This window comes from Sulfobacillus thermosulfidooxidans DSM 9293, assembly GCF_900176145.1.
Lineage (GTDB): Bacteria > Bacillota > Sulfobacillia > Sulfobacillales > Sulfobacillaceae > Sulfobacillus > Sulfobacillus thermosulfidooxidans.
In genome coordinates, this window is record NZ_FWWY01000001.1 from 281,028 (window position 1) to 304,866 (window position 23,839).

Annotated in this window: 19 protein-coding genes; 10 read left to right on the top strand and 9 right to left on the bottom strand. The window is 49.1% G+C overall.

From position 1 onward, the window contains the following. Positions 1-225: 225 nt before the first annotated feature. Positions 226-870, bottom strand: a complete 645-nt coding sequence (locus B8987_RS01595; protein ID WP_084660828.1) for a conjugative transfer relaxase/helicase family protein — start codon at positions 868-870, stop codon at positions 226-228. Between the two features lie 1,340 nt (positions 871-2,210). Here B8987_RS01595 and B8987_RS01600 point away from each other — a divergent pair. Both B8987_RS01600 and B8987_RS01605 read left to right on the top strand, forming a co-directional pair. Continuing rightward, complete coding sequence (locus B8987_RS01600) at positions 2,211-2,792, top strand: recombinase family protein (RefSeq protein WP_084660829.1); 582 nt, start codon at positions 2,211-2,213, stop codon at positions 2,790-2,792. A gap of 124 nt (positions 2,793-2,916) precedes the next feature. After that, the gene (locus B8987_RS01605) at positions 2,917-3,825 is read left to right on the top strand and encodes a hypothetical protein (protein ID WP_084660830.1); all 909 of its coding nucleotides are present in this window, start codon (positions 2,917-2,919) and stop codon (positions 3,823-3,825) included. Positions 3,826-4,101: 276 nt separating this feature from the next. On the opposite strand, the gene B8987_RS01610 is transcribed toward B8987_RS01605, so the two are convergent. The 3 genes from B8987_RS01610 to B8987_RS01625 all read right to left on the bottom strand — a co-directional run bounded on the left by B8987_RS01610 (position 4,102) and on the right by B8987_RS01625 (position 11,408). Further along, the gene (locus B8987_RS01610) at positions 4,102-5,169 is read right to left on the bottom strand and encodes a hypothetical protein (protein WP_084660831.1); all 1,068 of its coding nucleotides are present in this window, start codon (positions 5,167-5,169) and stop codon (positions 4,102-4,104) included. Positions 5,170-5,761: 592 nt separating this feature from the next. Next, positions 5,762-8,746, bottom strand: a complete 2,985-nt coding sequence (locus B8987_RS01620) for a DEAD/DEAH box helicase family protein (protein WP_084660833.1) — start codon at positions 8,744-8,746, stop codon at positions 5,762-5,764. A gap of 4 nt (positions 8,747-8,750) precedes the next feature. After that, positions 8,751-11,408 (bottom strand): DNA methyltransferase, encoded by a 2,658-nt coding sequence (locus B8987_RS01625; RefSeq protein WP_084660834.1) that lies wholly within the window; start codon positions 11,406-11,408, stop codon positions 8,751-8,753. Positions 11,409-12,062: 654 nt separating this feature from the next. On the opposite strand from B8987_RS01625, the gene B8987_RS01630 reads away from it, so the two are divergent. The 6 genes from B8987_RS01630 to B8987_RS01655 all read left to right on the top strand — a co-directional run bounded on the left by B8987_RS01630 (position 12,063) and on the right by B8987_RS01655 (position 17,167). Then, positions 12,063-13,391 carry a HEPN domain-containing protein gene (locus B8987_RS01630; protein ID WP_084660835.1) on the top strand — a complete coding sequence of 443 codons (1,329 nt, stop codon included), beginning with the start codon at positions 12,063-12,065 and terminating at the stop codon, positions 13,389-13,391. A gap of 584 nt (positions 13,392-13,975) precedes the next feature. Continuing rightward, positions 13,976-14,263, top strand: a complete 288-nt coding sequence (locus B8987_RS19560) for a hypothetical protein (protein WP_176213135.1) — start codon at positions 13,976-13,978, stop codon at positions 14,261-14,263. Continuing rightward, on the top strand, positions 14,241-14,600 hold the full coding sequence (locus B8987_RS01640) for a hypothetical protein (protein ID WP_084660837.1): 360 nt from the start codon (positions 14,241-14,243) through the stop codon (positions 14,598-14,600). Before B8987_RS19560 ends, B8987_RS01640 begins: the two co-directional genes overlap by 23 nt. Positions 14,601-14,997: 397 nt before the next feature. Next, a complete protein-coding gene (locus B8987_RS19285; RefSeq protein WP_139793451.1) occupies positions 14,998-15,357 on the top strand; it encodes a hypothetical protein in 360 nt (119 codons plus the stop codon). Positions 15,358-15,978: 621 nt separating this feature from the next. Continuing rightward, on the top strand, positions 15,979-16,176 hold the full coding sequence (locus B8987_RS19910) for an integrase core domain-containing protein (RefSeq protein ID WP_084660838.1): 198 nt from the start codon (positions 15,979-15,981) through the stop codon (positions 16,174-16,176). A gap of 208 nt (positions 16,177-16,384) precedes the next feature. Next, positions 16,385-17,167 (top strand): MFS transporter, encoded by a 783-nt coding sequence (locus B8987_RS01655; RefSeq protein ID WP_084660839.1) that lies wholly within the window; start codon positions 16,385-16,387, stop codon positions 17,165-17,167. Between the two features lie 41 nt (positions 17,168-17,208). On the opposite strand, the gene B8987_RS01660 is transcribed toward B8987_RS01655, so the two are convergent. Then, positions 17,209-17,859, bottom strand: coding sequence for an FMN-binding negative transcriptional regulator (locus tag B8987_RS01660; protein WP_020376198.1), 651 nt, complete (start codon positions 17,857-17,859; stop codon positions 17,209-17,211). Between the two features lie 126 nt (positions 17,860-17,985). Between B8987_RS01660 and B8987_RS01665 the strand changes: the two genes are divergently transcribed. Beyond that, the gene (locus tag B8987_RS01665) at positions 17,986-18,945 is read left to right on the top strand and encodes a potassium channel family protein (RefSeq protein WP_020376199.1); all 960 of its coding nucleotides are present in this window, start codon (positions 17,986-17,988) and stop codon (positions 18,943-18,945) included. A 142-nt stretch (positions 18,946-19,087) separates the two neighbouring features. Here B8987_RS01665 and B8987_RS01670 read toward each other — a convergent pair whose 3' ends face one another. The 4 genes from B8987_RS01670 to B8987_RS01685 all read right to left on the bottom strand — a co-directional run bounded on the left by B8987_RS01670 (position 19,088) and on the right by B8987_RS01685 (position 23,008). Beyond that, the gene (locus B8987_RS01670) at positions 19,088-19,891 is read right to left on the bottom strand and encodes a transglutaminase family protein (RefSeq protein ID WP_020376200.1); all 804 of its coding nucleotides are present in this window, start codon (positions 19,889-19,891) and stop codon (positions 19,088-19,090) included. Next, complete coding sequence (locus tag B8987_RS01675) at positions 19,888-20,793, bottom strand: alpha-E domain-containing protein (RefSeq protein WP_139793452.1); 906 nt, start codon at positions 20,791-20,793, stop codon at positions 19,888-19,890. The genes B8987_RS01670 and B8987_RS01675 overlap by 4 nt, the downstream gene beginning before the upstream one ends. 8 nt (positions 20,794-20,801) lie before the next feature. Further along, positions 20,802-22,250 carry a circularly permuted type 2 ATP-grasp protein gene (locus B8987_RS01680; RefSeq protein WP_020376202.1) on the bottom strand — a complete coding sequence of 483 codons (1,449 nt, stop codon included), beginning with the start codon at positions 22,248-22,250 and terminating at the stop codon, positions 20,802-20,804. 140 nt (positions 22,251-22,390) lie between these two features. After that, positions 22,391-23,008, bottom strand: coding sequence for a LysE/ArgO family amino acid transporter (locus B8987_RS01685; protein WP_020376203.1), 618 nt, complete (start codon positions 23,006-23,008; stop codon positions 22,391-22,393). A 236-nt stretch (positions 23,009-23,244) separates the two neighbouring features. Here B8987_RS01685 and B8987_RS01690 point away from each other — a divergent pair, with 236 nt between their 5' ends. Continuing rightward, entirely contained in the window at positions 23,245-23,739 is a 495-nt protein-coding gene (locus B8987_RS01690) for a cupredoxin domain-containing protein (protein ID WP_139793453.1), read from the top strand. Positions 23,740-23,839 lie beyond the last annotated feature (100 nt).

Sequence of the window (23,839 nt, forward strand, 5' to 3'; positions counted from 1 at the left end):
AGTGCGCAACCAGGGATAGCCGGGGCAAATTGCTGATGATGTAACCAATCGACATGGTCTGAATAATAATCTACGAGGAGGCATTTCCCTTCGTTGGCTTCTTGTGATATGCGTTTCGTCTACGGTGCGCCAGGTACCTAATGGTGGAAAGCTCAACAAGGTAAACCCGAGACTGTCAATGGCGATGCTGTCCGTACCTTGAATACAAAATGAGGATATTTGGTTTTAACTGAGTAACGCTAGCTTGGCTTTAATGTCCTTCGGAATGTCCTCTCTATCTATAAAGAAAATTGCTGGCACTGTTTCAGTTTCCAAAACCAATGAAATAATTACAGCTTCGGGCAGGCCCTCCCGTGCGGCAATACTACGACGAACTAGAACATCCTTGTCCTCGCTTAACATTTTCACTACGTCCTCACGCAAGTCGGGTCGCTCGGCAATACTACGACGAACAGACGTAGCCCAATCCGCGGCCAGCTTATCCACCCATTCCTCGGGTAAATTAGACCGTGCCGCAATACGACTACGAACAGATGAAGCCTTATCCTCAGCCAACTTATAGACCAAATCCTCGGGTAAATTAGACCGTTGTGCAATAACCTGACGAACAGATTCATCCCAATCCGCGGCCAACTTACGGACCAAACCTTCGGGTAAATTCAACCGCGCCGCAATACTATGACGAACACATGGATCGCTGTCACAAGCCAACTTCCAAACCAAAAAGCCAGGAAGCCAAGGATTTTTCGCTAAAGTTTCGCGAACATTCCAACTTGAATCCCCAAGAAGATGGAACAATACACCAAGACCTAATCGTTCTTTTTTGGCAACAATACATCGAATCTCAATAGTTTTATCACGTGTGAACATTTATTAAAGAAGCGGAAAGATCGTCACGCAAAGCAATGGATTTTCGCACTTCGTTGTCTGAATCGTGCGCGAGAGTAGGCCACAATCGTCGCGGTAAGCTAAGATTGCGAGCTACTTCTCTGCGAATGTCCCTATCCGACCAACAACTCAGCATTTCCAATACGTCTTCTGAATCAGAGGTTTTAGCCTGCAGAAGAGCCATTTTTTTATTTCATCCATCATCCATCACATACTCCTTTCAAAAAATTTACAAACTCAACAATAGCCGAACAATAGCCGATTGTAGCGTTTTATTGTCCATAGTGGGTGAACTAATCAATAAGGTTTAAGAAGCTCTTGAGAATAGTGCATATAGCTTTCAGCTACAATTATTAACATTTTCTCCAACGGCTTCCTTTGTTCTTGTTGATAACATTGAATTGGAAAATTTTTGTCTCGCATTATTGGCTTCCCGGTGTTTCGCCGATCGGATAATTAGTCGACCTGAATGACACATAATACCAACACCTATTGTGGCCCCCAAAACGACGGCTACGTCCTGAAAATCGTAATGATCGCCAATGTGCTGGAGATCGGTTTAAGCCCCTAATTCGTAGACAGATCATTGATCGCTGGACCCGGAGCCTCTCGGGGCATGATGTGGACAAACAAGGCCAAAGGGTTATGGCTCAAGTCATTCCAGCCTATCATGCCCCGTTCTCCGCCTCCAGCGAGACCCTCACCCACGCTCGTCATCGAGTCATTTTGTCCAAGTTTGTTAGGGGGCTTAATAGGAGATAGAGCCGGTCGCACTCAGCCCCGCGAAAAGAGGCGCGCTCCAAGACGTCCAGACGAATTTGAAACGGGCGTTGCGTGATTTAAGGATTCAACTAAATCGAACTGTCCGCGTGCCCAGGCGGCGAAAGTTCACGCCCATAATCTATGAGCGATTATTGCATGGTAGCCTCGGTACTGGCATTAGCCGCATTACGTCGCTCAAAACCGACGTCGGTTTCATTCCGGGATATCCGGCGCGTCATAGCCCCTCTCCAATTATCTCACTTCCACCAAGTTCAGACCATGTCCACTACGACGAAAGAGCGTTAACTAGTAATTGGAAATTACAACCGAGGCGAATCCCCGAACAACGTGACACTGTGGTCCAAAAACGTTCGTTTTTGCACACCCCGGTGATGCGGCGTTGTCGGTGCCCCAAGCTCCCGTCAACGTGTATCAAAACCGTTGGTCAAAATACCGGTGTCACAGCTTGTTCGGGATGATGCGTTTTGATACACTCAATGCTAACCACCGGTTCATTCCTCGGAACACCCGGCAACGACAACAAGAAAGGATGACCCCGCATGCTCATCGGGTATGCGCGCGTCTCAACCCCGGATCAAGCGCTCGCGGTTCAAGAAGACGCCCTAGTGCAGGCAGGGTGTGAAAAACTCTTTCGGGACGTGCAATCGGGCCGCGACACGAATCGTCCCGGCCTGCAAGCGGCGCTGGACTATGCCCGTTCGGGCGATGTGCTCGTCGTGTGGAAACTGGATCGGCTCGGGCGATCCATGAGTCATCTCATTGCGCTCGTAGAGGATTTGCGCAAACGGGAGATCGGCTTGCGTAGCTTGCAGGAACGGATGGATACCACCACGGCGGAAGGACAACTTATCTTTCATCTGTTTGCGGCTCTGGCCGAGTTTGAACGCGGATTGATTCGCGAACGCACTATGGCGGGATTAGCGTCCGCGCGGGCCCGAGGGCGTTTGGGCGGACGGCCCCGGCTTCTCACGGACGATCAGATTCGCATGGCGACCGAAATGATCCGCACAGGCCACATGACAATGGTTGACGTCGCCCGGGCATTGCATGTGTCCCGTCAGACGGTCTATCGGGCGGTGAAAGCTATGCAGAATGCCGAGGAAGCGCAAAATAATCGCTGACGTGAAAACAGGTTATCGATGTATTGGTTCCCGCCAAAGAGTGCGCATAGCCTCGTGCATGCGGATCTATCACTAACTGCTAATGAGGATCAAGATACTCTTAGAAGTCATCAGGGAAAGGATCATGACATTGGCGATCACAATCCTAAATCATTTCTTCGCGCAGCTTTTGTTGGATCCATTGCTTCCGCGGCTAGTAGTATACAGATACCAACTATCCGTCACCGTTGCAACGCTTATCGCTGGCTTAGGTGGATCTTTTTTAGGTGGATTGATTGGATTCGGAGCGTCGCGTTCATCAGCTTGGTTAGACGATCAAAAACGCCGTAAGCAATTTCTTATTGGTCTCTCGCAAGATGTGAAACGATGCCAAACCATCGACCTCAGTATATCATCCGATTCCCTTCAATTATTAAATCCTATTAGTTTTCCCTTCATTCGACAAATTGCTCAAGGGCAATACGTACATCTCTTTTCTCCGGACGAACTGACGGCTTTGCTCAAACTCTTTTACTTGACAGAAAACTTCTTACGGTTTCAAGAACCGGAAATGCAGATCCTATTAGACTCGGTTCGTCGTTGCAAGCCGCCACCAACCGGACAATTAAAACACTTGCGAAGTCACGCCATCGCGCCGTTACAATCAGCCCTTCGTTCTGAAGCCGCCAATGCCTATAAAATTTTAAAAGAACATGGAAACCTTTGCGAGATTGCGGATAAAACCCGACCTCATCGCCCAGACAATCAAAATTTTAAAATAGCTGTTTCAATAGCATTTCCCAATTTCCATGATCAGTTACGCCAAAAATTGCAAGAAGGCGGTTTCTCAGAGAGTTATACTCTTGAATGGAATTCTGATGAAAACGCCTTGATATGTCAATTTAATCCACAGCGGACCTTGATTATCACGAACGTACCACAGAGTTTGCTAGAAACACCATCGGAAGACAATCTCGACAAAATTTCTCACAAACTACTCGCATGGGCACAATCTCAAGAACAGGTTCATACTGTGGATTTCAATGAGTGCTAATACCCATACTTCACGATCCCCTTAGGGTTGCTTTATCATTTGCTGCGCACCCCTTAGCGATGTTGACTCCCATCTACAACGGAACAAGCGTATCGATTGTCTATGATTATCTATCACGATGATTTGGCGCTTCATAGAGGACGCTCTGACCTCGAAATCAATCGGACGAAGATGCGAGCGCATGCTTTTCAAGAGAAGTGCTTCTGGCCCATGTTCATAGCCGCATTGATCTATGTACTTCTCGACGGAGCCTCACTAGTGCTTTTTAGACAGCTCTTATCCATCGCTTTTTGTCTCCGCACTCCCCGGCTCGTGTTCATCCTCGGTTTGATCATCTTTATTGAAGGCACTGGGTTCAGGATGCACCGAAACAAGATGCGGTACAAATTCTAGCAGGTCGGTTAGTAACTGTAACGCAAATTTAGCCTCCCGACGGCGTGTTGTCTTGGCATTATAGTGATGAGGGTCTGACGCCCAGTGCCATGTCGTCGCAAACAACGTCGCTAACAAACGGGCTGAATTGGGATCCGAGGGCCATGCCTGGGTAAGCCGTCCCCCAAGTTCTTTAGTCCAATCGTCAAAACGCTTTTTGCTCTCCGACCATGGTTTGAGGCCCCAATGACGCGCCAGCTCTGTCGCAACACCCTCAACCGCTATACGAACCGTGTTGATTGTTTTTTCGAATTCTCCTTGCCGGTATTCCGACGTAGCCTGTTGTAGCTGCCTCGCAACCTCCTGCCAAGGAACGCCTGACGGATTAGGAATATCGCTGGGAGGAAGTTCGACGAGACGCGTGTCACCCCACTCCATCCCCCGTAAGATTTCCAACCATCGCTCCCGATCAAGCGTGATGCTCGTTTCATCAGGACGGTAGTCGATCGTGATCAGGGAATACTGATAGGTTTCCGCACCTGGGGAATGGCGGTCAGAATTCGGTTGCGGATGAGACAAATCCGGAATCAAACAAAGCGCACCAAGCTGAACATTGAGAGAAATCGGATTGCCTTCACGCCATTGTTCGATCCATTCAACGGTCGCATCGTCCAGCTCAAGACGTATCCCATCGTTATAACCCACCAATGTCATGGGAACCCATCCTTCTCGAGATCCGCGACCACCACGCCAAGTTAACCGAGCTTGAATTCCCAAAAGACGACACTGGTACGCAAGGCTTTGAAGGTTGGAGACCCTCATGGTGGATTGCGGCAAAAACTCGTACTGAAACGGAACAATCAGCGCCCGCCCCCCTACGCTGCGTTGACCTCTCACATGATCAGGCTCTATCGTGATTTGGAGCGGAAAAGTGCTGTCTCTGTGTTGAAGCTGTAGTGTGACTTGTGGCATGACAGGTTTCCTCCTGAGTTACCTTTTTCTGAGTTGTCATCCTGAACAGATGACACATCGACCAAAATGCGATGAATCTTCACCGTTATTTGCACTGCCGCCCACAGAGCACGATGTTCTGGCGCGGATTCCGGATGTTTCCCGGACTCCGACGCTCAGATCGTCCACAATCCCGCTGGCGTTGGCCGTTTGAACCTGGTAATGGCCCATCCCCATTGCACTGCCTCCCCTTTAATCTGATAGGCTGAAAGAGATGCGCCGAAATCCGCAGGATCACAAACTTATTGTACACAAGAGTCATGGAATCGGCTAACCATTCCCAGTGTGATGCCGCCGCATCTTTGTCGACCGATATTGCTCTCCGGATTATCCAGCGGAACTACAACTCCACCCTGAAAATACGGTTCAACGCTTAATATGATAAGTACAGCGTGGCCATTTGCGACTCCGTGCGGCTTAACGCTCGGTAGCATGATGCAGACAGAATCCGAGGACAGCCCCTACCGATCCGTCTTGCACGGGCCCTGTTCCTCCCCCATAATCTTCATCTGTTTTCCGTTCCTTAAGTCCCTCAATGATAAGCACCTTTTTGTTACGTCTGATTGGGTGGATCATCGCAACAATTGATGATTTGACCGATTTTATCCAGATGGTCGAACCAGTGTTCTTGATACTCTATTGGCGCACGATTGGCATCCTCCGTGTAAAGCAACAGATGTACACACACGACGAGATCCTTGTAAATGAAGACATCAGGTTCTCTTTCCCCGTCCCGGAAGAGATCTCGGAATCCATCTACCTTGTATTGATAATCGGCCTGCCGCATTCCCTTGGGATCGACAAAAACAATGGCATACCTATCACCTTTTTGCAGCCAGAAGACGAAGTCGGGTAGGAATCGTCGGATACGGTTGCTTTGCGGATCATAATACGGGATGTAGACTCCATCGAGGTTCTCGTCGATCTTACTAAAAGCCCACCAATCTAGATCAGCGAAGGCATTATCGGATTTCTTAAGATACTCCTCTAGATCCCGAAGAAAGGCCACTTCGCTAGGATGTCGAATCGTATGGAGGATCCAATCAATACGCTCGCTCTCCGAGACAAGCAAGGGCAGGTAATAGTGACGAGCTATCTGCTTGATATGAATCATCTGGCCATTGTGACTAAGCGTTTCATCACTGCGGATTGCCGAATAGTCGTGTAACGCCTCCGCAAAGCTAATTTGTCCAGCGTCGAACCGGGCCTGGAGTTCCGCTATCCGGCGAGGTTCTTCGATCACTCGGCTAATTTTCATGTTCAGTTCAGAAACATCTTCTAAGAAGACCTTGATATGCCGGAAATGGTTGATTTCGTCCTCCACAGGCTTGAGCCTATCGACTTCTTGTGGAATGACCCTGAAATAGGCCAATAGGCGAGGAAGCAGGATGTCTAGCCGTCCATAGCGGCGCCCCGAATGAGTATTGAAATACTCTGGAGGATTGGCCAGACACCGGGTCAGGATGGTAACATCCGACGGTAAAACACTGTAGTGACAAATTAAGACACGTGGGTCATCAAGGTGGGCCACATATTGGCAAAGTAAGGTCAGTTCGTCTTTCGTGATCTCAAATTTGCGGGGCTTGCGCCCCTCCAATACGGTGTGATCGACTTCTCGGTAGACAGGAATGAGAAGAGGTCGTCCATCCACAGCCTCATGGTTCACCGCTAGTGCAATTTCGTGTTCGGCGATTTGGTTCCGTTCGTGATCCAACTCTTGCATGACGGTTTGGAGGGCACGGCGATTAGTACCGAAGATGCAAAGGGTCTCCAGTATGGCGGATGGCCCACGCACTGCATGAAAAGTGTTTTCATCTATGTCTTTAGCGTTGTAGAGCACTCGTAAACGCCGACGATAGCCAGGCAATGGCTCAATACGCACTCCTCGTCCGATTGACTGTAGAACGAATTTTTTTGCGTCACCTCCCGCGCCGATGTTGATATAGGTGATCACATTGGGACGATTAGAGTCCCAACCTTCATAGAAGGCCCGCGATCCCATCAGGATGTTAATGACCGAATCGTTCGCGTTCAAGCGATTGAAGAACTTATCGTCCTGGTAACTTTCGATGATCTCATAGCCGTCCAGCTCCTCCTTTAACCACTCGGAGATGTTACCAATCTTGATCAGGGCAAAGGGCTGACTAGCGCTTTTGAGCTTGAAGGCCATCTCTTGGGAATTGGTCGGATGCAAGAGCACATCAATCTTTCCAGGCGCAGTCGCATTGTAAACCAGACGAAGCAACTCGGCTTGTGTGAGGGATTCGAACAACCGTTGATCGAATTGAAAGCGGTCATTCTCAAAGAGCCAGTCCTGACCCTCCATCAGTTCACACCGTAGTTCCTCATGAGCCTGTTGCCACACCGCCTGATCGATATTCCCTTGACCAATACGCTCAAGCTCACGGAAGAAGAGTTTGAGATCGGCATCGTCTGTATTGACGGAATGAGCCAGCGTCAGCATAAGCGGCCGATGGTAGGCCGACAATTCGGATGGTAGTGATTCCTGTGCTTTGCGCGCATAAGCTAGCATGAGTAGAGCCTTGAGAACGACCCGCTGTTTCTCCGCTCCCGTGTAGTCTTCCGTGTCCCGAAAGGCACGATTTTCCTGCTGAAGGATCGTGATGTGCTTGCCGTAGCCGGTCCGAATAAATTCCGCAAGGTTGAAATTGAAGACCGTGGTGAGCACGTCACGCAGATCGGTGAAGGTGGCCGAGAAATTGAACAAGAAGCCATGACGGGTGAGGATGCTGTAGATGTGCTGACGTTTGGAGTCCTCTCGGTCTCCCTTGTGTGCCTCATCCAACAACACGTACCAGTGACCGCCATTCTCGTAATTGCGGTAATCAATGATGCGTTCTTTTTGTTCGTCGCTAAGGTTGTCCGCACGGTAGAAGAAAACGGTCATCTCCCTCCCGCCGATGATCGGCAAGAGGCTATGTTCGCGATCGGGATAGGCCTTGAGGCTTTCTAGGACGATGCGGAAGTCTGCGCGGCTGGCGTTGAATTCGGCTACATGGTCTTGGAGTTGTTTCATTAGATCGTCACGAGCGGTGAGGACCAAGATGGGATACGCTGGGATCTCGTTCCGACGCATAAGGCGCCACAAAAGTTCGATCAGCTTGATAAGCACGAGACTCTTCCCACTGCCTGTGGCCATCCAAAAGCTCATCCGGTTGATGAACGGCCAATAAGGAATCCGGTCGCCTTCGCTGGGGTAGTATCGTTTCAGTAGAGCACGCACATCCGGCTTCTGCCTCTGAAGAGAGATGCTTAGGTCCTCCGCCAAGCCATTGTCATGGTACCACTGCCAAAAGCGCGCCTTGCGTTCTTCGTTGGTGGCACGGGACTCCCCGGACTTCAAATCGCGCACGTCTCCGTAATACTTCCATAGAGCACGGAGGGCAAACTGCAGCGCTTCCTGTTGGTAGTCCCACAAGCGCATGGTAGGGGAAAACGTGGCCAGGTCGTAATCTTGCCAGGCTGGGGGGAGATCGAAAAAGGAGAGATCGGTTAGAATGTCCTGCAGTGTGCGCATATGACTACTCCCCCCACCAAATTAGCGGTTTAACGAATTGCCAGGGGGGATTCTGCAAGTCTATACTGGTACCGTCTTCGAACTCAACCACACCCGCCTTTGTGGGATCCTCATCTAATGGATGGATGCGTCGAATCCACTTCCCCGTCAGACACGAGAGCGTCTCGGCCAAGTCCACGTCAGGATAAAGTTTGGAAAGGTCTACACGGATTTCGTCGTTTGCTGGATTCATCTCCATAATTCGGTCGCCCGTTTCCGCGTTGTCCAGCATCTTGGAGTCTCGTAAGAAGACATACTGAGTGTAGGGGTCCTGAAAAAAGAGAGGCACATCGTCATCCCCATAGCGGGCTTTGCGCAGGACGTCTTCGTACTGCTCCACGCGAAAATACTTGAAGAAGTGACTGATGCCCTTGCCGCCATCTTGAGCCTTGCCATCTTTCCACTGGTCCGAGAAGACCACCTTTTTGATGCGCGGGAGAAGGGCCGTGTGAAAGTAGTCGGCCATCTCTATTAGGATGTACTTGCGCTGGCCGCCATCCTCCCGATTCAGGTTGATGACAGCGTGGGCGGTGGTGCCGGAGCCGGCAAAGAAGTCGAGAACAAGCCCGGTGCCTTTCTGAAGCAACTCAGAGTGCTGAAGGGTTTCTTCCATAAGGCCGATTGATTTAGGATATTTGAACTCCTCAGCGATACGCTCGCCGAGGATCTCCTTAAGAACTTTTGTCCCGTATTCACTAGCATCAAAATGGCTACCATACCACACAGTTCGTGCCATTTGAAGTTCTTTAGACAAATAAATTTGTACTCCTTTGGATGTAATTACCGCCTCTAGCTTGTCAGCCACTGTTTCAATAGATTGTCTAGCATAGCGCCATTTGCGTTCTTTACCATTTGAATCTATAGGCCAAACGTAGATAACGTCATTTTTCTCTTCGTTTGCTGCCGGTGGATGGAAATCATCCGGTGGTATATCTCCAAATCCGATAATCTTATTACCTTTCACAAGAATAGGATAAAAACAGTTAGCGGCATCTTCCCTATGGGATTCACTCCCTGAATCACGAAGATTCCTAAAATCGGAGGTTTCTCTTGGACGGTCACTAATGTATTTGCGCTCATTATCGGGGTATAGAAAGTAAAGATACTCATGCACAACAGAAAAATTTTTACTTTGCTGCCCCCTTTGGTTATGCACTACAGTCACGAAGCTCTTCTCCCAACCATTGAACACTAGTTCCAGTAGTTGGTTTAGTTTCGCAGTTTCTACATCATCGATTGAAATGCAATATATTGCTTGTGAACCCAACCAATTCCTGCTTACAACCAGTCGGTTTTCCATCAGCGTTAACCACGAAGCGTGCTTGTAGTGATTCACATAAGCGATCTCGCTGTACTGAGTGTTGTATGGTGGATCAATATAGTTAAAATCTACCCGCCCCCGAAACTTCGGAAGCATCGTGTTCAGCGCTTGGTAGTTTTCGCTGTGCACAAGCCATCCGTCCAGCTCCTGGTCTAGGTGGTTGAAGAGCGCCAGAATGAGTCCTTCCAGATCTGGGAAGTGCTTGGTATCTATGGGTAAATACTGATAGCGCTCGTGAAGATGCTTGCCCTTAAGTTCCTCCAACCACACCTCCTTCGGCGAAAAGTCCTCCCCAACCATGCCCAATTCCTGCCACTCTCGTACCTGAGACTCCATGCCGGGGTGGATGAGAAGACGTTCCAGCACTGCTACTCCCCTGTCCTGTGCCGCGATGCGGTCCAGGGTTATCACGTAGTGGCTGCCGAGCACAAACTTGGGCTTGTTCCAGATGCGGACCAGCTCGTCCTCAAACTGAGCTATAAAGTCGATGATTTTGTAGGCGATCTCCTTGAGAATCTGCAGCTGCCGAACGCGCTGTTCCGTCCAAACGGTGCCCTGACGCTGTTCGGGCTCGAAGACGTATTGATATAGCCACAGATTAAACTGATCGCGCAGGAACTGGCGCGCGTTTTTGTTGATGAAGTAGTCCACCTCGCTTTGACGCTCAAAGACACGAAACGCCCGCTTTAAGATCTCTGCTGATGGTATGGCGGCGGTGTATTGGTTTAGATGCAGGGCATTCTTGATCGCGCGGCGAACACCATCAATATTCGTCTGCCGACCTCGTTCTGAGTAGGTCACCGTAAACACAAGCGTGGCATCGTCGCGCCGTTCCTTGAAGTCGTATACGAGCGTGCGTTTTTCATTGGACCTTTTGTTCTCTAAAGAAGAAACGTCAAAGAAGAACTTAAACCCATCAATTTCTACTACCATGCTACGAAAAAGGCGATCCGTCTTCACGTAGTAGAGCATGTGCGTCTTCCAAAACAGGGTCACGTCCCGTTCGTCCGTATAGACCTGCTCGTAGACGTGTTCATGCGGTGGAGTAAACCGGAAATAGATCGACCCCGACTCCGAGAAGTAACGACGGAAGAAGGTGTACAAGCGGTCAAAAAACTCTTCTCGAAACTCGGGGAAGCGTTCCAAAGCCCGGTTGATATCCTCCTGAAGACGGGGGAAAACTCCTCTCTCATAGTAAAGCGATTTGATGTGCATAAGATTGACAAAACCCGACTCCCCTTCAACTTGCTCGCCAATAAAGACATTCCGCAAAGCATCAAAAAACTGGGTTTCCTTGCTCATAGCTTCAACCTTTCCTCACGATTATTGTGCACATTATTGGGGCTTGATCGTACTCATTCTGAAATATCACGCCAGCTCCTCTGAGCTGCCCTGTAGGGGTACCCTGAGAGATGGTGGAGACCCCTTTCGAGGGAGCGCCCGCGTCTCCTGCACCGAATAGCTACTAAGCCGCTGGCTAACGACTGCGTGTTGAAATGGCGTTGGCTTGCGACATTCAACTTCAGATTGTTCCGCGAAAGTCCGCAAGTAAAACGCCCATTTTGGCGTTCACATTTCAAACAAGTTACCCAATATTCCCATCGTTTGTGCAGACTGTAATCATCTTACGATGAGGATTGTCCGTCGTAAAGCAAAATGGTGTCATAATGTGCTACATTGATATTATCAGTACTCACAACGTTTCCCACTCATAATGTCTTAAGACGCTGGCAGGGACGACACGTCAATAATAGTAGCACTATCGCGACGTCCACATTCGTTTAGATCGTCCTTCCGGATGAGGCCAAAGCGCTGCAGTGGCCTAAGCTTTTTCTTACAAATGTCGTCATTCGGCACGAGGCAGAAAGCAGATAGAAGACGTCTTGCACGAATTAAAATTATGTACCACCCAGACAATCACACAAGTTTTTAACCTTGGGGTGAAAGGAAACATCGATGAATTCAATTATCGACCGAACTCTAATAAATGATTTCGAGATTTCCGGATTATGGTGGATGCCTACGAATCCTAAGATAAAATGGTTTGGCACAGTCATCTTTAAGCACGATGCCATAATTAGAACAGAATTATGGGCAGATCATGACTTGTGTGATAAATTCGACGTTTTACATGGTCTCAGCCAAAACGGTGAACGGATCACGCTATTTGATTTGACGTATCCAAACAAACACACCGGATTTAGTCAACAAGACATCATTATCTCCGCTAGTTATGCCACTAAGTATGTCGTAATTGGAGATCATATATCGTCCGATATTGTATTTAACGTTATTTCTGTCCACTATACTTATGTTGAGCAATGGATTCGACAACCTATTTCCCCATCGTCATCATTGGCTAATATTCTTAGCATTAACTGCGGTTATAGTTCAACACTTGGCGCCCACATCGAAATTTGCCGCACCCAATCAATATCAACCAGTTTAACCACATGGACAAAAATGCTGGAGTGGACGATCCAGTTCTCTTTCGATCAGGGTCATAAGTACGACGAGCTGTTACAAACAGTTTTTGATATGGCTAATTTGCTGACGGTTTTGTTTGGTCTCGCAGTTTATCCTGTATATGTTGAAATTAAGTTGAAAAATGCACAGTCTCTAACCGTATATTCCTCGACGATACCCAAAAAGATTTTAGATGATGTACATCCTAGTTCTTTTGTCGTTCCGTTTTGTGATTTCATGGCTTGTGCATCGACTATTGTTCCAACGTGGTTTGATAATCTCAACGTCTATCGACCTGTCATCGGCTTATACACAGCAACCCTTTTCGGATCACAATTCTCTGAGTTTAATTTTTTGGCGATAATACAAGCGCTAGAAGGTTATCATCGGCGAAAATACCCCGAGAAGAAGTATATGGACGATGATGCTTACACACGTGTTATAGCCTCGTGGTTATCACAACTTCCCGTCTCACTTAAACAACCTCACAAGGATAGTCTTAAGACAAGGATCAAGTATGGAAATGAATACTCCCTACGCACACGGTTCAAGAAATTATTTACTATCATAACCCAATCGGAAACAGAAGCTATTGTTTCAAACTACGGTGAAACAAGGTTTATCGAAAAAGTTATTGACACACGCAACTATTTGACCCATTATACCCAGGAACTTACCGTAAGGGCCGCTCAAGGCAAGGAATTGATCCACTTAACAAAACGTTTACGCGTGTTCCTCCTCTTGTTAATACTTAAGGACTTGAACATAGTCCTTTCACCGGAACACTTTACTAAGGATTTGAAATGGCAGCTTGATTAATCCTTGCATGTTAATAAATGCAGGTAGAGTACAATGGGAAACTGTAGTAGGTAAAATAGCTCCCTGAATGTTCGATCTCCAAGGGGACATGAGGGCCATCGGAGTTCTTCTTATGGATCGAGCTCGACACCGTACTGGGTACAATTCCCCTTTCTGCAGCACACCGCGTCATGGCGATTCAGACCACCACGCAATCCTTCGCTCCCTGTGGCAAAACATGATGCACAAATACCCCATAAACCTTTCCCCATGCCGGTACCCACCGTTCAGTCACTGGATCCCGCGCGGCCCAGACATGTGCCCATGTCGGTCCACCCCCCTATTAGCGTTTCGCTGCACCCGCATGAGTCTGAAAAGATATTCATCTACGACGCGATGAGTGTAGTCCTCGCCATGATACTCCCGATCGAAGCCCTACGCAATGCATTAGTTGGCGCTTTCAACCAAATCACCAGCAATCTCAATGCCATTCCCTAACCCACATCCCTGCCCCCCATATTGCCGGGAATAGCTTTATCGAACTCCTCTTAGTTTTACCCATTTTCCTCACCGTGATGATGGGCAGTATTAGCATCTTTTTATGGGTGCAGGAAAGCTATGCGGCCGGCCAAGCTGCTCAAGTGGGTGTCAGCACATGGGCATCCACAGGCAATCTCCTCCTCGCTCGGAATGCCATCGATCAAGTCCTCCAAGCGGAAGGATATTCTTCGCACGTCGCATGGACCGCCTATACGCAGCGGGGGTCATTAGACGTCGTGACGGTCTCGTTACCATTTCGGTCCACTTTTTGGCCCACGACACCCATCATTTCATCAACACGCAGTGCGGTTCAAGAAACGGGGATTCCCAGTGGTTCACAATCGTGGTGGTAACATTTTTATTTGGACCCTGTTTTGGCTTTTACTGGTGGTCAGTGTTTTGCCACCCTTTGTTAACCTCTCAGCCATGATTCTCGCTCAGCAACAACTCGTGGAGGATGCGCAAAATGCCCTGCAAGCCGCGGTACAAAGTTATCCTCACACTCCCGGTTTAGCACGCATACAGTTTCAATCGGTATTGGCCCAAGACATGCCTCGGACCTCCATGACGGTTCTATCCTTCGTCGATCATCAACAGTCGGCCCAGGCCCGGATTCTTTTCACAATGGCTCTGCCATGTCCCGTGGCAGGATGGTCCACATGGCAGACCGAACTCACGATTCGGACCTAGAGAGCTCGGAGAGGTCTCAAGCCTCTCCGATTTTCTTTTGCGTTGCCTTTTAAGCCCCTTACGAAGACGAGACAATCGCGATCACTCCTGGTAGGATTATTATCAGTTCAGAGGAGAGAATGTGCACGATGAGTCACACCGATTGATTCACCCGGATTCAAGTCACAGATTGTTCAAAAAGTTCAAGACACGCAAAAATGCGTCATGAGTCGGCCGTCGTCATCTGCTCAGCCCGTCGATGGTGCGTCGTGGGGTGCGTGAGGCAGTGAAGGAGGCCCACCATTCCGACGATCTCATGAACCTGGTGGACGAAAATGAACGCTTAAAGAAATAGCTCGGGGAAAACGATCGGCCGATGGCCATGCTTCAAGATCTGCTGCAAAAAAGGGATCCGTCCGTGACAGCATGGTGTGAACACGTGATAGACTGGCATCACCGCGCTCCCCAGGTGTCCCTTCGCCGATGGTGTGCGACGATTCGCCTTTCACGGGCCACCTTTTATGCGTGGCGTCATCGCCAACGCCATCCTGAACCGGATCGGCGCCATCAGGCGCCGGGACGACCTCCGCGAGGGCACAGCGTCACACAAAATGGCCAGAAAATCACCGATGGCCCGATGATGGACGGGATGACCGATATTCTGACCACGGAGAATGCGGCCTATGGGTATCATAAAATCACATGGGTCTTGCGACGACGCTATCATCTACAGATTCGTGTCAAAAAGGTGTATCGGCTCCTCCGACAGGGACCCTGATTATGGCCTCAGCGAAAACGCCGCATCCGGCATCCGCGCCGGCTGGCGCGGAACCACATCATTACGGCTCCCAATCCACTCGGGCAAACGGACATGACCTCTGTGTATATTGTGGGCGAGGATCGGTTTTTATCTCGCCAAGCGATGATCGATGTGTGTGACCGCATGATTATTGCTGACCACATGGGGCTTCATTGTCAGGCTACGGATGTTGTCCGGACCCCACAAAACGCGGTAATCCCACGTCAATCGGAATGGCAGAGGCCTCCCGTTCTACAGACGGACTTATTCCGATCTCGGAATTATGCCGATCACCTCGCGGGAATCGCCTACGGTTGCGGTGAAACGGTCTCATCATTCGGCATAATTCCCAAGCCAATGGACTCGAGGATATAGGTTCGATGGTGGTGGAACGACCAGATCTCGCCGTAGTCAACCCAAAGTCCTCGTCGTTCAAGCTCTTGGCTAGCTGGAATTATGCCGACCCGAACATCCGGAAACCCTTACCAGTTGGGAAGCGCGGAACCGGATCAGGATAATTCCGAGATCGGGATAAGTCCGTTTATCCTGATATCAGGATAAACGGACAATGGCCCCCAGTTTATCGCCGAGGCATTCGAAATGGATTGTGCCGCCTATGGTCTGGAACATGAACGCATTCCCGTGGCAACGCCGAATAAAAACGCCTTGATTGAATCGTGGCATGCTCCGTGGGAGCGCGAGTGTCTGACTCAAGAATTTGGCACATATGGCGAGGCCTATGCGGCGATAATGCGATGGATAGCCTTTTATAACCCAGATCGGCTGCATGGGAGCTGAGAATTTTGGTCCCCGGCGACGATGCGAAAACGACTCGCTGGAGGGCAAGCGACCTGGATGCCCGTCAAAGTGTAGAAAAGCTAGCGACTTTTGCACTGGGGGACAGGGGCGAGGTGACGCCCTGGCCCCTGTCCCCCAGTCCCAGCCCGTAGGGCTGATATGATGTTCCAATGCGTATCCGCGTGAAAGAGATCGCAAATGTCCAAATTTGGGGGGCGGAATCGCCATCTTATCGGGTATCGGCACCTTGGGCTTTCTCTTATCTCTTCATGGCAGCCACGAACGCCCGCATACGCCCTCTTCATCCGCACGCTTTTCCCTCATTCAAAGCTGGAATGTGCTGAAAGAATTTAAAGGATTTCGTCGTTTCCTCTTGATGAACTTTCTCATTCAGTTAACGCTAGGCCTAGTCCCCGCAGTGTTACCGTTTTATGCTAAATATGTTCTGCACATGAGCCACGGAATCCTCTCCATCCTTTTGGCCAGCATTTTTGTTATCGCTCTCTTCTGTATCGTGCCCTGGACCCACATTATCGAACGGATCGGATCTCATCAAGGAATTCGCTGGACCATTGGATTATTGGCGGTGGGCCTGCTCCCGTTTCTATTGCTTGGGAATCTGCCGGGAATCTTTGGTGGCGCGGTCGTGCTGGGTGCAGGATTAGGAGGTTTTCTCGTTTTAGCTGATGTGCTCATGGCCGAAGTCATCGATTGGGATGCCCATGAGGGCAAGATCAGGCGCGAAGGGCTCTTTTATGGGATTAACGGCTTTATTCTCCGCTTAGGCGTCTCCATTCAAGCGGTATTGTTGTATATTGTGCTGCACAGTACCGGATTTAAGCCAAATCCCACGGGCGTCGCGCCGATTGCTGTTCAAGATGGCTTTCGCCTTCTTATGGGGTTCATACCACTCGTTTTTCTATTTCTCGCCTATCTTGTCATCCGCCGCTATGATGTACCCCCTAGTCCCTTTACCCTCGGCACCGATTAATGCTGTCCTTTCCCTCCTTTCCCTCCTTGCCGTCCTTCCCCTTAATGGCTTGAATTCCCTTTCTCCTCTACATCCAATGCCTGCCGCATTAACTGTGCGAGTGTGTGATCTCCACAATCCCTCTGGGCTAATAGGGCACCAATGGCATTCACACGGCTAGTCCGGGAACGATTTTGTCCGAGTTTAGCCTTTCCTTCCATTTTTTGAATCTGAATCGATATTCCCACAATCTGCGACAACATTTGGCGGTAGGGTGATTCCCGTAAATTTTGAGACCACAGGGCATGCTGGCCGGGTTCAAAGGCATCGAGCAACATAGCCACAATGCTCACAGTTTCCTCAAAATCTTGAATGATTCGGCAAATGCCGTGCACCTGGACAGCTACATAATTCCATGTTGGCACACTATAGTCTTCTTGATAGTACGTAGGCGAAATATAGGCATGAGGACCTAAAAACGAAACCACTACCGGCTTTTGATCCATTCCCCGCCACTGCGAATTGGCCCGAGCCATATGCCCGATGAGGAAGCCTTCCCCGCCTTGTTGAGAAGCTTGATAAAGAAAGGGGATATAGGAAATGCGGATTTCACCATCCTGATGCGAAATGAGTTGGCCCAAGGGATAGGTCTTAATCATCTCGATAAGGCGCTCGCGACTGGCGATTTGAAATTCGGGTGGATTGTACATCATAATGGTTCACATCCTCTGAAAACCGTATAGGGTATACATATGACGCAATTTTTTTCGGTTAGAGATACTGCAGGTCAGCCTTTTCCCGCTAATCGTACACTATAATCGAATGAGGGAGGATATGGTGTGACGATTTTTATTGTGCTTTGGCAGAAGATTCGACGGCATCAAATTCTTTTCTTGTTCATCCTCGCGCTTCTCACGTTATTTATTGGAGCGGGTTTGTTTGCATCCGCCGAACACACCACGTTTTTCACCGCACTTTATTGGGCTGTCACGACCGCGACCACGGTCGGTTATGGTGATGTTATTCCGCACAATACGGCTGGCCGTCTTATCGCTATGGGGGTCATGTTAACCACAATCCCCCTAATGGGCGCGGTTTTTGCAGCCTGGGCAGCCGGTTTAGCCTCACTTCACATTAGGAGGTTACTAGGTTTGGAACACAATTGGACACATGGTCATGATCTGGTGATTTACGGGTACAGTCCGACCGTCGCCAATTTGCTGCCAGATTTGGTACAAGCTCATCGCAGCATTTTACTGGTTGCCGACGTTGACTCCAGTCTCATTCCGCAAGAGGTGCAGCTCATGGCTGGCGATGCGACCAATACCCATGTTGTCGAAAAATCTGCGCCACATAAGGCTAAAAAAGCCCTCATCGCGGGAAACACGGATGGCGAAGTTTTGCTCACGGCTATTGCTCTTCGCCATTTAGCTCCGGCACTGCCCATTATGGCGATGACGCAAAGCACTAAAGTGGCCCAAGCCTTAAAAGATCTCGGCGTCGAATATACCGTCGCCACCGACAATCTCATGGGACAAACCATCGCCAAAAGTTTGGAAACTCCTCACGCCGCCGATTTGCTCCTGAGTATTTTGGGTTCCGATCGCTACCGACTCAGTGAAGATCCCGTAGCGGACAACTGGGTGGGTCTTCCACTAAGCCAGCTCCGCCGTGAATTTTCGGGCATCCTCTTGGGCCTGGTCCATAATTCTGAAGTGATTTTAGGGGTTGAACGGGATCCCGTTGTTGCAAGTGGAGATCACGTGCTGTATTTGACTCCTACAACAAAACCATCATAACCAAGCAATCATTCTGACGAATCCCCATCATCGGGCCACCACAACGCGTCTAGCGTATCAAAAGACGCGTTGTCTGGGCTTAATCTTGTGCCTATCTCCTTCTTTAGACAATCCAAAGAGACAGGTGAATTATGACTCGACATCATTCTTCAATTTGGATATTCACCTGCAGATCCTCATCACGCGTTCCCCAATACACTCCCCGAACCGGCGTAACATCCCCATAGTCACGCCCTAAGGCGAGCCAAATATACCGGTCATTGGTAAAAGTTCCGGAGACGGGATCAAAACCTGTCCATTGTTTAGAGCGAAACTCTCCGGTATAGACAGCAACCCAGGCATGGCTAGCAGTAGGCGCTTCATTTTCGGGAATGAGGTAGCCGCTCACATAGAGAGTCGGGATCTGAAGGTAGCGGCAGACACTAATAAGAAAATGCGCAAAATCCTGGCATACACCGCGCTTGAGACGCATAAAGTCCTTGGCCGTATCCAGTACGGTGGTCACTCCTGCTTCATAGGTAAAATATTGGTGCGTAGCCTGCGTCAACGCGTGCACTCGCTCTAATATCGGTAACTCGGGATGATCCACCTCACGAATCCACGCTTTCGTCTCTTCGTCGATCGTCGTCCGCATGGTCGGAGTGAGACTTTCATACCCTAAAAAGCCGGTGGGAATGCGGTACACAAAGGGTTGATCCATCGTAATGACGCGCGATACCGCACTAATTTCAACCGTCTTCAAATGCCGCGGAATCGTAAAATGATGGACGGTATTACCAAACCGGTCGATATAATCGTACAGATGGGTTGATGGCATCGTCATAATTTGAAAAGACTCCACAATTTGCCGCGCGTTGTTTAACGGGCGCAAGTGCAGTTCCGAGGCCAAACTAAAAATAGGTTCTTTATACCGGTAAATCGTATCATGCCGCAGAACGATATTCATACTTCGTGCACCTCAGGTTGGAAATATCGGATCATCAGTCCGTCATGAATTTGCTCAAACTGGGTAATGAGCCGCCGCACATAGACTTCTGGTGTCGCCTCCATCACCAAATCCATCGTATCGTAGGATAATTGCGCAAAAAGGCGGCCCGCCAAAAAGCGAGGCATACCTCCGGGTTCTGGCAAGGCCTGCAGTTCCCGTAATAAATGGGCTGCCGCGGACACAACCGAACGGGGAAAAGCCGGTTCAAATAAGAGAAATTGGATAACGTCAGGCGCTTGCAGCTGCTTTCGGTAGGCACGGCGGAAGGCTCCATAACCCGTTACACTTTTTAATGCATTGACCGCATATAACGGTTCATTATCCCAAAGGCTTAGGGTACCGAAGTAGGATAGCAAAAGCCGTAAAGTTGAAAGAGCGCGTTCTAACATGGTGCCAATCATCATGAAATGATAAGCTTCATCTTGTAAAATCGTCGATACCAATAGTGATTGAAAGGTCAGTGCATCCATCGTCACCTGAGAAAGAAGATCTTCCCAGGATTCATCGTCAATATCTTGGACCTGACCACTCACCGTATTTTGCATCCGCGTTAACGTTTGCCACATTTCCGGGCTCACCATGTCCCGGGCCATCCGCGCATTATCCCGGGCCATTTTAATATTCGTGCACAAGGAGATCGGACAGGATGCATCACAAATCACATGCCGTAAAATCGATGAAGGATCGTCCACATCGCCTGCATGGGGATCCCCAAATACCAGAAGAAAATCCTCCCACCGGTCCCGCGTAATCATTTGGGCACTTTGCGTCTTGCGAATAGCTAAAATCCGCGAGAAATTTTGTGCGCGTTCAACATAACGCGCCATCCAATACACATCATCCGCGACACGACTTAGCATTTTTAAGTTCACTCCCGAAGAACCCAAGTATCCTTAATGGCGCCTCCTTGTGATGAATTGACGACGAGCGACTGGGAACTTCCCGACACCCGCGTCAACCCTCCTGGTAAAATCCATGGATCGTTGCCGAGCAGGCAAAAAGGTCGAAAATCCACATAGCGTGCCTCAAAATGACCTTGATGATAAACCGGGGCCGTCGAAAAGGTAATTACGGGCTGCGCAATAAATTGACGAGGCTGGCGACAAATCATCTCTTTCCACTGTTCCCGCTCTGGCATGGACATGTCCCGTCCAAACGCTAAACCCTTTCCTCCCGACTCGGCGACGGGTTTGAAAACCAACTCATCCCAATGGCTAAAAATATAATCGCGTTCTTTCTCAAAAACCGGTAAATACGTGGGAATATTGGAGAGGATGGGTTCTTCTCCCAAATAATAGCGGATTGCATCGGGAATAAAGCGGTACATCCCTTTATCATCGGCGATGCCGCAGCCCACAGCATTGACTAAGGCTAATGCGCCATGCATGAGGACATTGCCTAAGCCCGGCACCCCAATTAGGGAGTCAGCACGAAATACCAGGGGATCAAGAAAATCTTCATCAACCCGGCGATAAATACCATCAATCGGTGTCAAACCCTGAGTCGTTTTCACATGAATACGGTTGCGGTACACCACTAAGTCCCGACCCTCAACCAAATCAATACCCATTTGGCTAGCTAACAACGAATGTTCAAAATAGGCACTATTATAGACTCCAGGTGTGAGAACCACCCACGTCCCCGGGGAAAGACCCAGCAACGTATCCAATAATCGCTGGGGATATTCCACAATCGAGTGCATACTCACTGAGCGCATCACTTGCGGCCAAATCGATGAGGAAACCAAACGGTTTTCGAGAACATAGCTGACACCAGAAGGGCTGCGGACATTGTCTTCGAGCACAACATATTCATCTTCACCACTGCGCACAATGTCAATTCCCGCCACAGATACCCACCGGTTTTGCGGCACTTCGACCCCCATCATCCGGGGTTGCAATAAAGGGCTCGAGTACACGAAGTCCCGAGGGATGACCCCCGCTTGTAAAATCCTTTGGTCACCATAAATGTCGCCGACTAACAAGTTTAAGGCAACAAGCCTCTGGGCCAGTCCCCGTTCCAAATGTTGCCAATGTGCATGGGACAGAATGCGAGGAACAATGTCAAACGGGATGGGCCGCTCAATGCGTTCAGCGCTGGATCCCAGCGCAAAAGTGACTCCTCGATGATGAAAAATTTGATCCGCTATTTGTTTGCGCCGATCCCATTGATTAAGACGTCCCTGCAATAAGGGGAGGAAGACACGGTATAAGGGCCGAATATTGCCATGGGCATCAAAAAATTCATCAAGGCCGCCTCGTGGATAATGACGCCACGGATCCGGTTGCGACGGGGAAGACAACACTTCTGACGACATACCGTTATCCCCCCTAAATTTTGTTATGTTTTACGGTATTTCTCTTAAAAAGATAACATGGTTTAACCAAAACGAAAACAGAGTTTTGTCCAATACCGCGCAAATATTACATCAATAAACCATTCCGTCACCTCTGTTCCTTACAGCAGCCATTCCCGAGCAAGTTGCCATAAGGTTTGCACCGCGATTAACCACATTAGTAGGGCTGAAATCTTACTTAACAAGGGGCGAATACTCTGCCTGTTGTGGGAAACGAGCACACGTCCAAATAGTGCTAATCCTATGAACCAAAACCATGACACCAAAATCGCTCCCAGGCTAAAAGCCCAGCGGACCGTTTCTTCTCCATATAAGCTGGCTTGCCCGCCTAAAATCACAACGGTATCCATGACCGCATGCGGATTTAAGAGCGATACGGAAAGAGAGTGGCGAACCTGAGTTCTCCACGGAATGTCGGAGCCTTCATGATTGTCGTCTACCGTGTCCCGCCAACTATGAAGTCCCATACCAAAAAGAAAAATCGTCCCCGTCAACGCTAAAAGGACCCGAAACAACCGTAAATGGACGACAAGATTGGCGATTCCCACCACGGCTAAAATAATTAACAGCGTGTCAGACAAAGCCGCAGTGATGATCGTCGGTAACACCCGGGAAAAGGATGAACGCGCCCCTTGGTTTAATACAAACGAATTTTGCGGGCCAATAGGCAAAATTAACGCCACGGCCAGCACAAAACCATGCCAAAATGCCAACAGCATTGTATTAGCCGCCTCAATGATCGGTATTTGTGTTCGTGTGTGGAAAGAAATTAGGGATGATCTGTCATGATGTCTAAATCTGGTCAATGTCTCGCATCATCGACTGATCTACTTAAGTGTACCAAATTTTTTGGTTTCAAGGGGTGATGCCTTCACTCCTGGCGGCAAATTTGCTTGCATGGCTCCACAGGATTTTCGCCATAATAACGGCATAAATTACAAGGTAAAGGAGTCTCATGATGGATAACGAATTAGAAAACCGCCTGGCTTCCGATATAGACCATGCCGATTTTGCCACTGAAGCACCACCAGATGCCAGTGTTGACCGAGATGAAAGCCGCATTATCTTTCAGACCAAATCCGTCAATATGCAGGTGGCCGCGTTGTCTAACGCCTTTGAAGATGCCCGCTTTCATATTGGAGGACTCGACGACCCCCGCATCATTACGCCTTTGGGAGCCGAAGTGACCATGACCATTCAAAACCAGGATGAGCTTCACCCACATGGCTGGAAATTAATTAAAGAGACGCCCCCATTTGCCCATCCCGAGATAGCGGCATCCGCCCCTCCCGCATTCCCAGGCGCAGAAATTACTCATATTGCTCCCCATCATCAAGAAACTATTCACTTTACTGTGGACCAACCAGGCGTTTATACCTATCTCTGCCCTGATTTATCCGATAACGATGTGGGCTTATATGGGATCTGGGAAGTCGCTCCCGGCCATTAAAAGCTTATTGGCACGCAAAAAAATGTCCAAGATAGCGGGCTCGGTCAACAAGACTATCTTGGACATTTTCCATCTTTCCATCATAATTATGGAGTTTGGG

Excerpts from the sequence above, each read along its gene's own strand:
- B8987_RS01660 (WP_020376198.1), bottom strand. The coding sequence starts at position 17,859 with ATGATGTACAATCCACCCGAATTTCAAATCGCCAGTCGCGAGCGCCTT.
- B8987_RS01605 (WP_084660830.1), top strand. The coding sequence starts at position 2,917 with ATGACATTGGCGATCACAATCCTAAATCATTTCTTCGCGCAGCTTTTG.
- B8987_RS01610 (WP_084660831.1), bottom strand. The coding sequence starts at position 5,169 with ATGCCACAAGTCACACTACAGCTTCAACACAGAGACAGCACTTTTCCG.
- B8987_RS01675 (WP_139793452.1), bottom strand. The coding sequence starts at position 20,793 with ATGCTAAGTCGTGTCGCGGATGATGTGTATTGGATGGCGCGTTATGTT.
- B8987_RS01630 (WP_084660835.1), top strand. The coding sequence starts at position 12,063 with ATGAATTCAATTATCGACCGAACTCTAATAAATGATTTCGAGATTTCC.
- B8987_RS19910 (WP_084660838.1), top strand. The coding sequence starts at position 15,979 with ATGGATTGTGCCGCCTATGGTCTGGAACATGAACGCATTCCCGTGGCA.
- B8987_RS01685 (WP_020376203.1), bottom strand. The coding sequence starts at position 23,008 with ATGCTGTTGGCATTTTGGCATGGTTTTGTGCTGGCCGTGGCGTTAATT.
- B8987_RS01620 (WP_084660833.1), bottom strand. The coding sequence starts at position 8,746 with ATGCGCACACTGCAGGACATTCTAACCGATCTCTCCTTTTTCGATCTC.
- B8987_RS01625 (WP_084660834.1), bottom strand. The coding sequence starts at position 11,408 with ATGAGCAAGGAAACCCAGTTTTTTGATGCTTTGCGGAATGTCTTTATT.
- B8987_RS01680 (WP_020376202.1), bottom strand. The coding sequence starts at position 22,250 with ATGTCGTCAGAAGTGTTGTCTTCCCCGTCGCAACCGGATCCGTGGCGT.
- B8987_RS01595 (WP_084660828.1), bottom strand. The coding sequence starts at position 870 with ATGTTCACACGTGATAAAACTATTGAGATTCGATGTATTGTTGCCAAA.
- B8987_RS01690 (WP_139793453.1), top strand. The coding sequence starts at position 23,245 with ATGATGGATAACGAATTAGAAAACCGCCTGGCTTCCGATATAGACCAT.
- B8987_RS01600 (WP_084660829.1), top strand. The coding sequence starts at position 2,211 with ATGCTCATCGGGTATGCGCGCGTCTCAACCCCGGATCAAGCGCTCGCG.
- B8987_RS01670 (WP_020376200.1), bottom strand. The coding sequence starts at position 19,891 with ATGAATATCGTTCTGCGGCATGATACGATTTACCGGTATAAAGAACCT.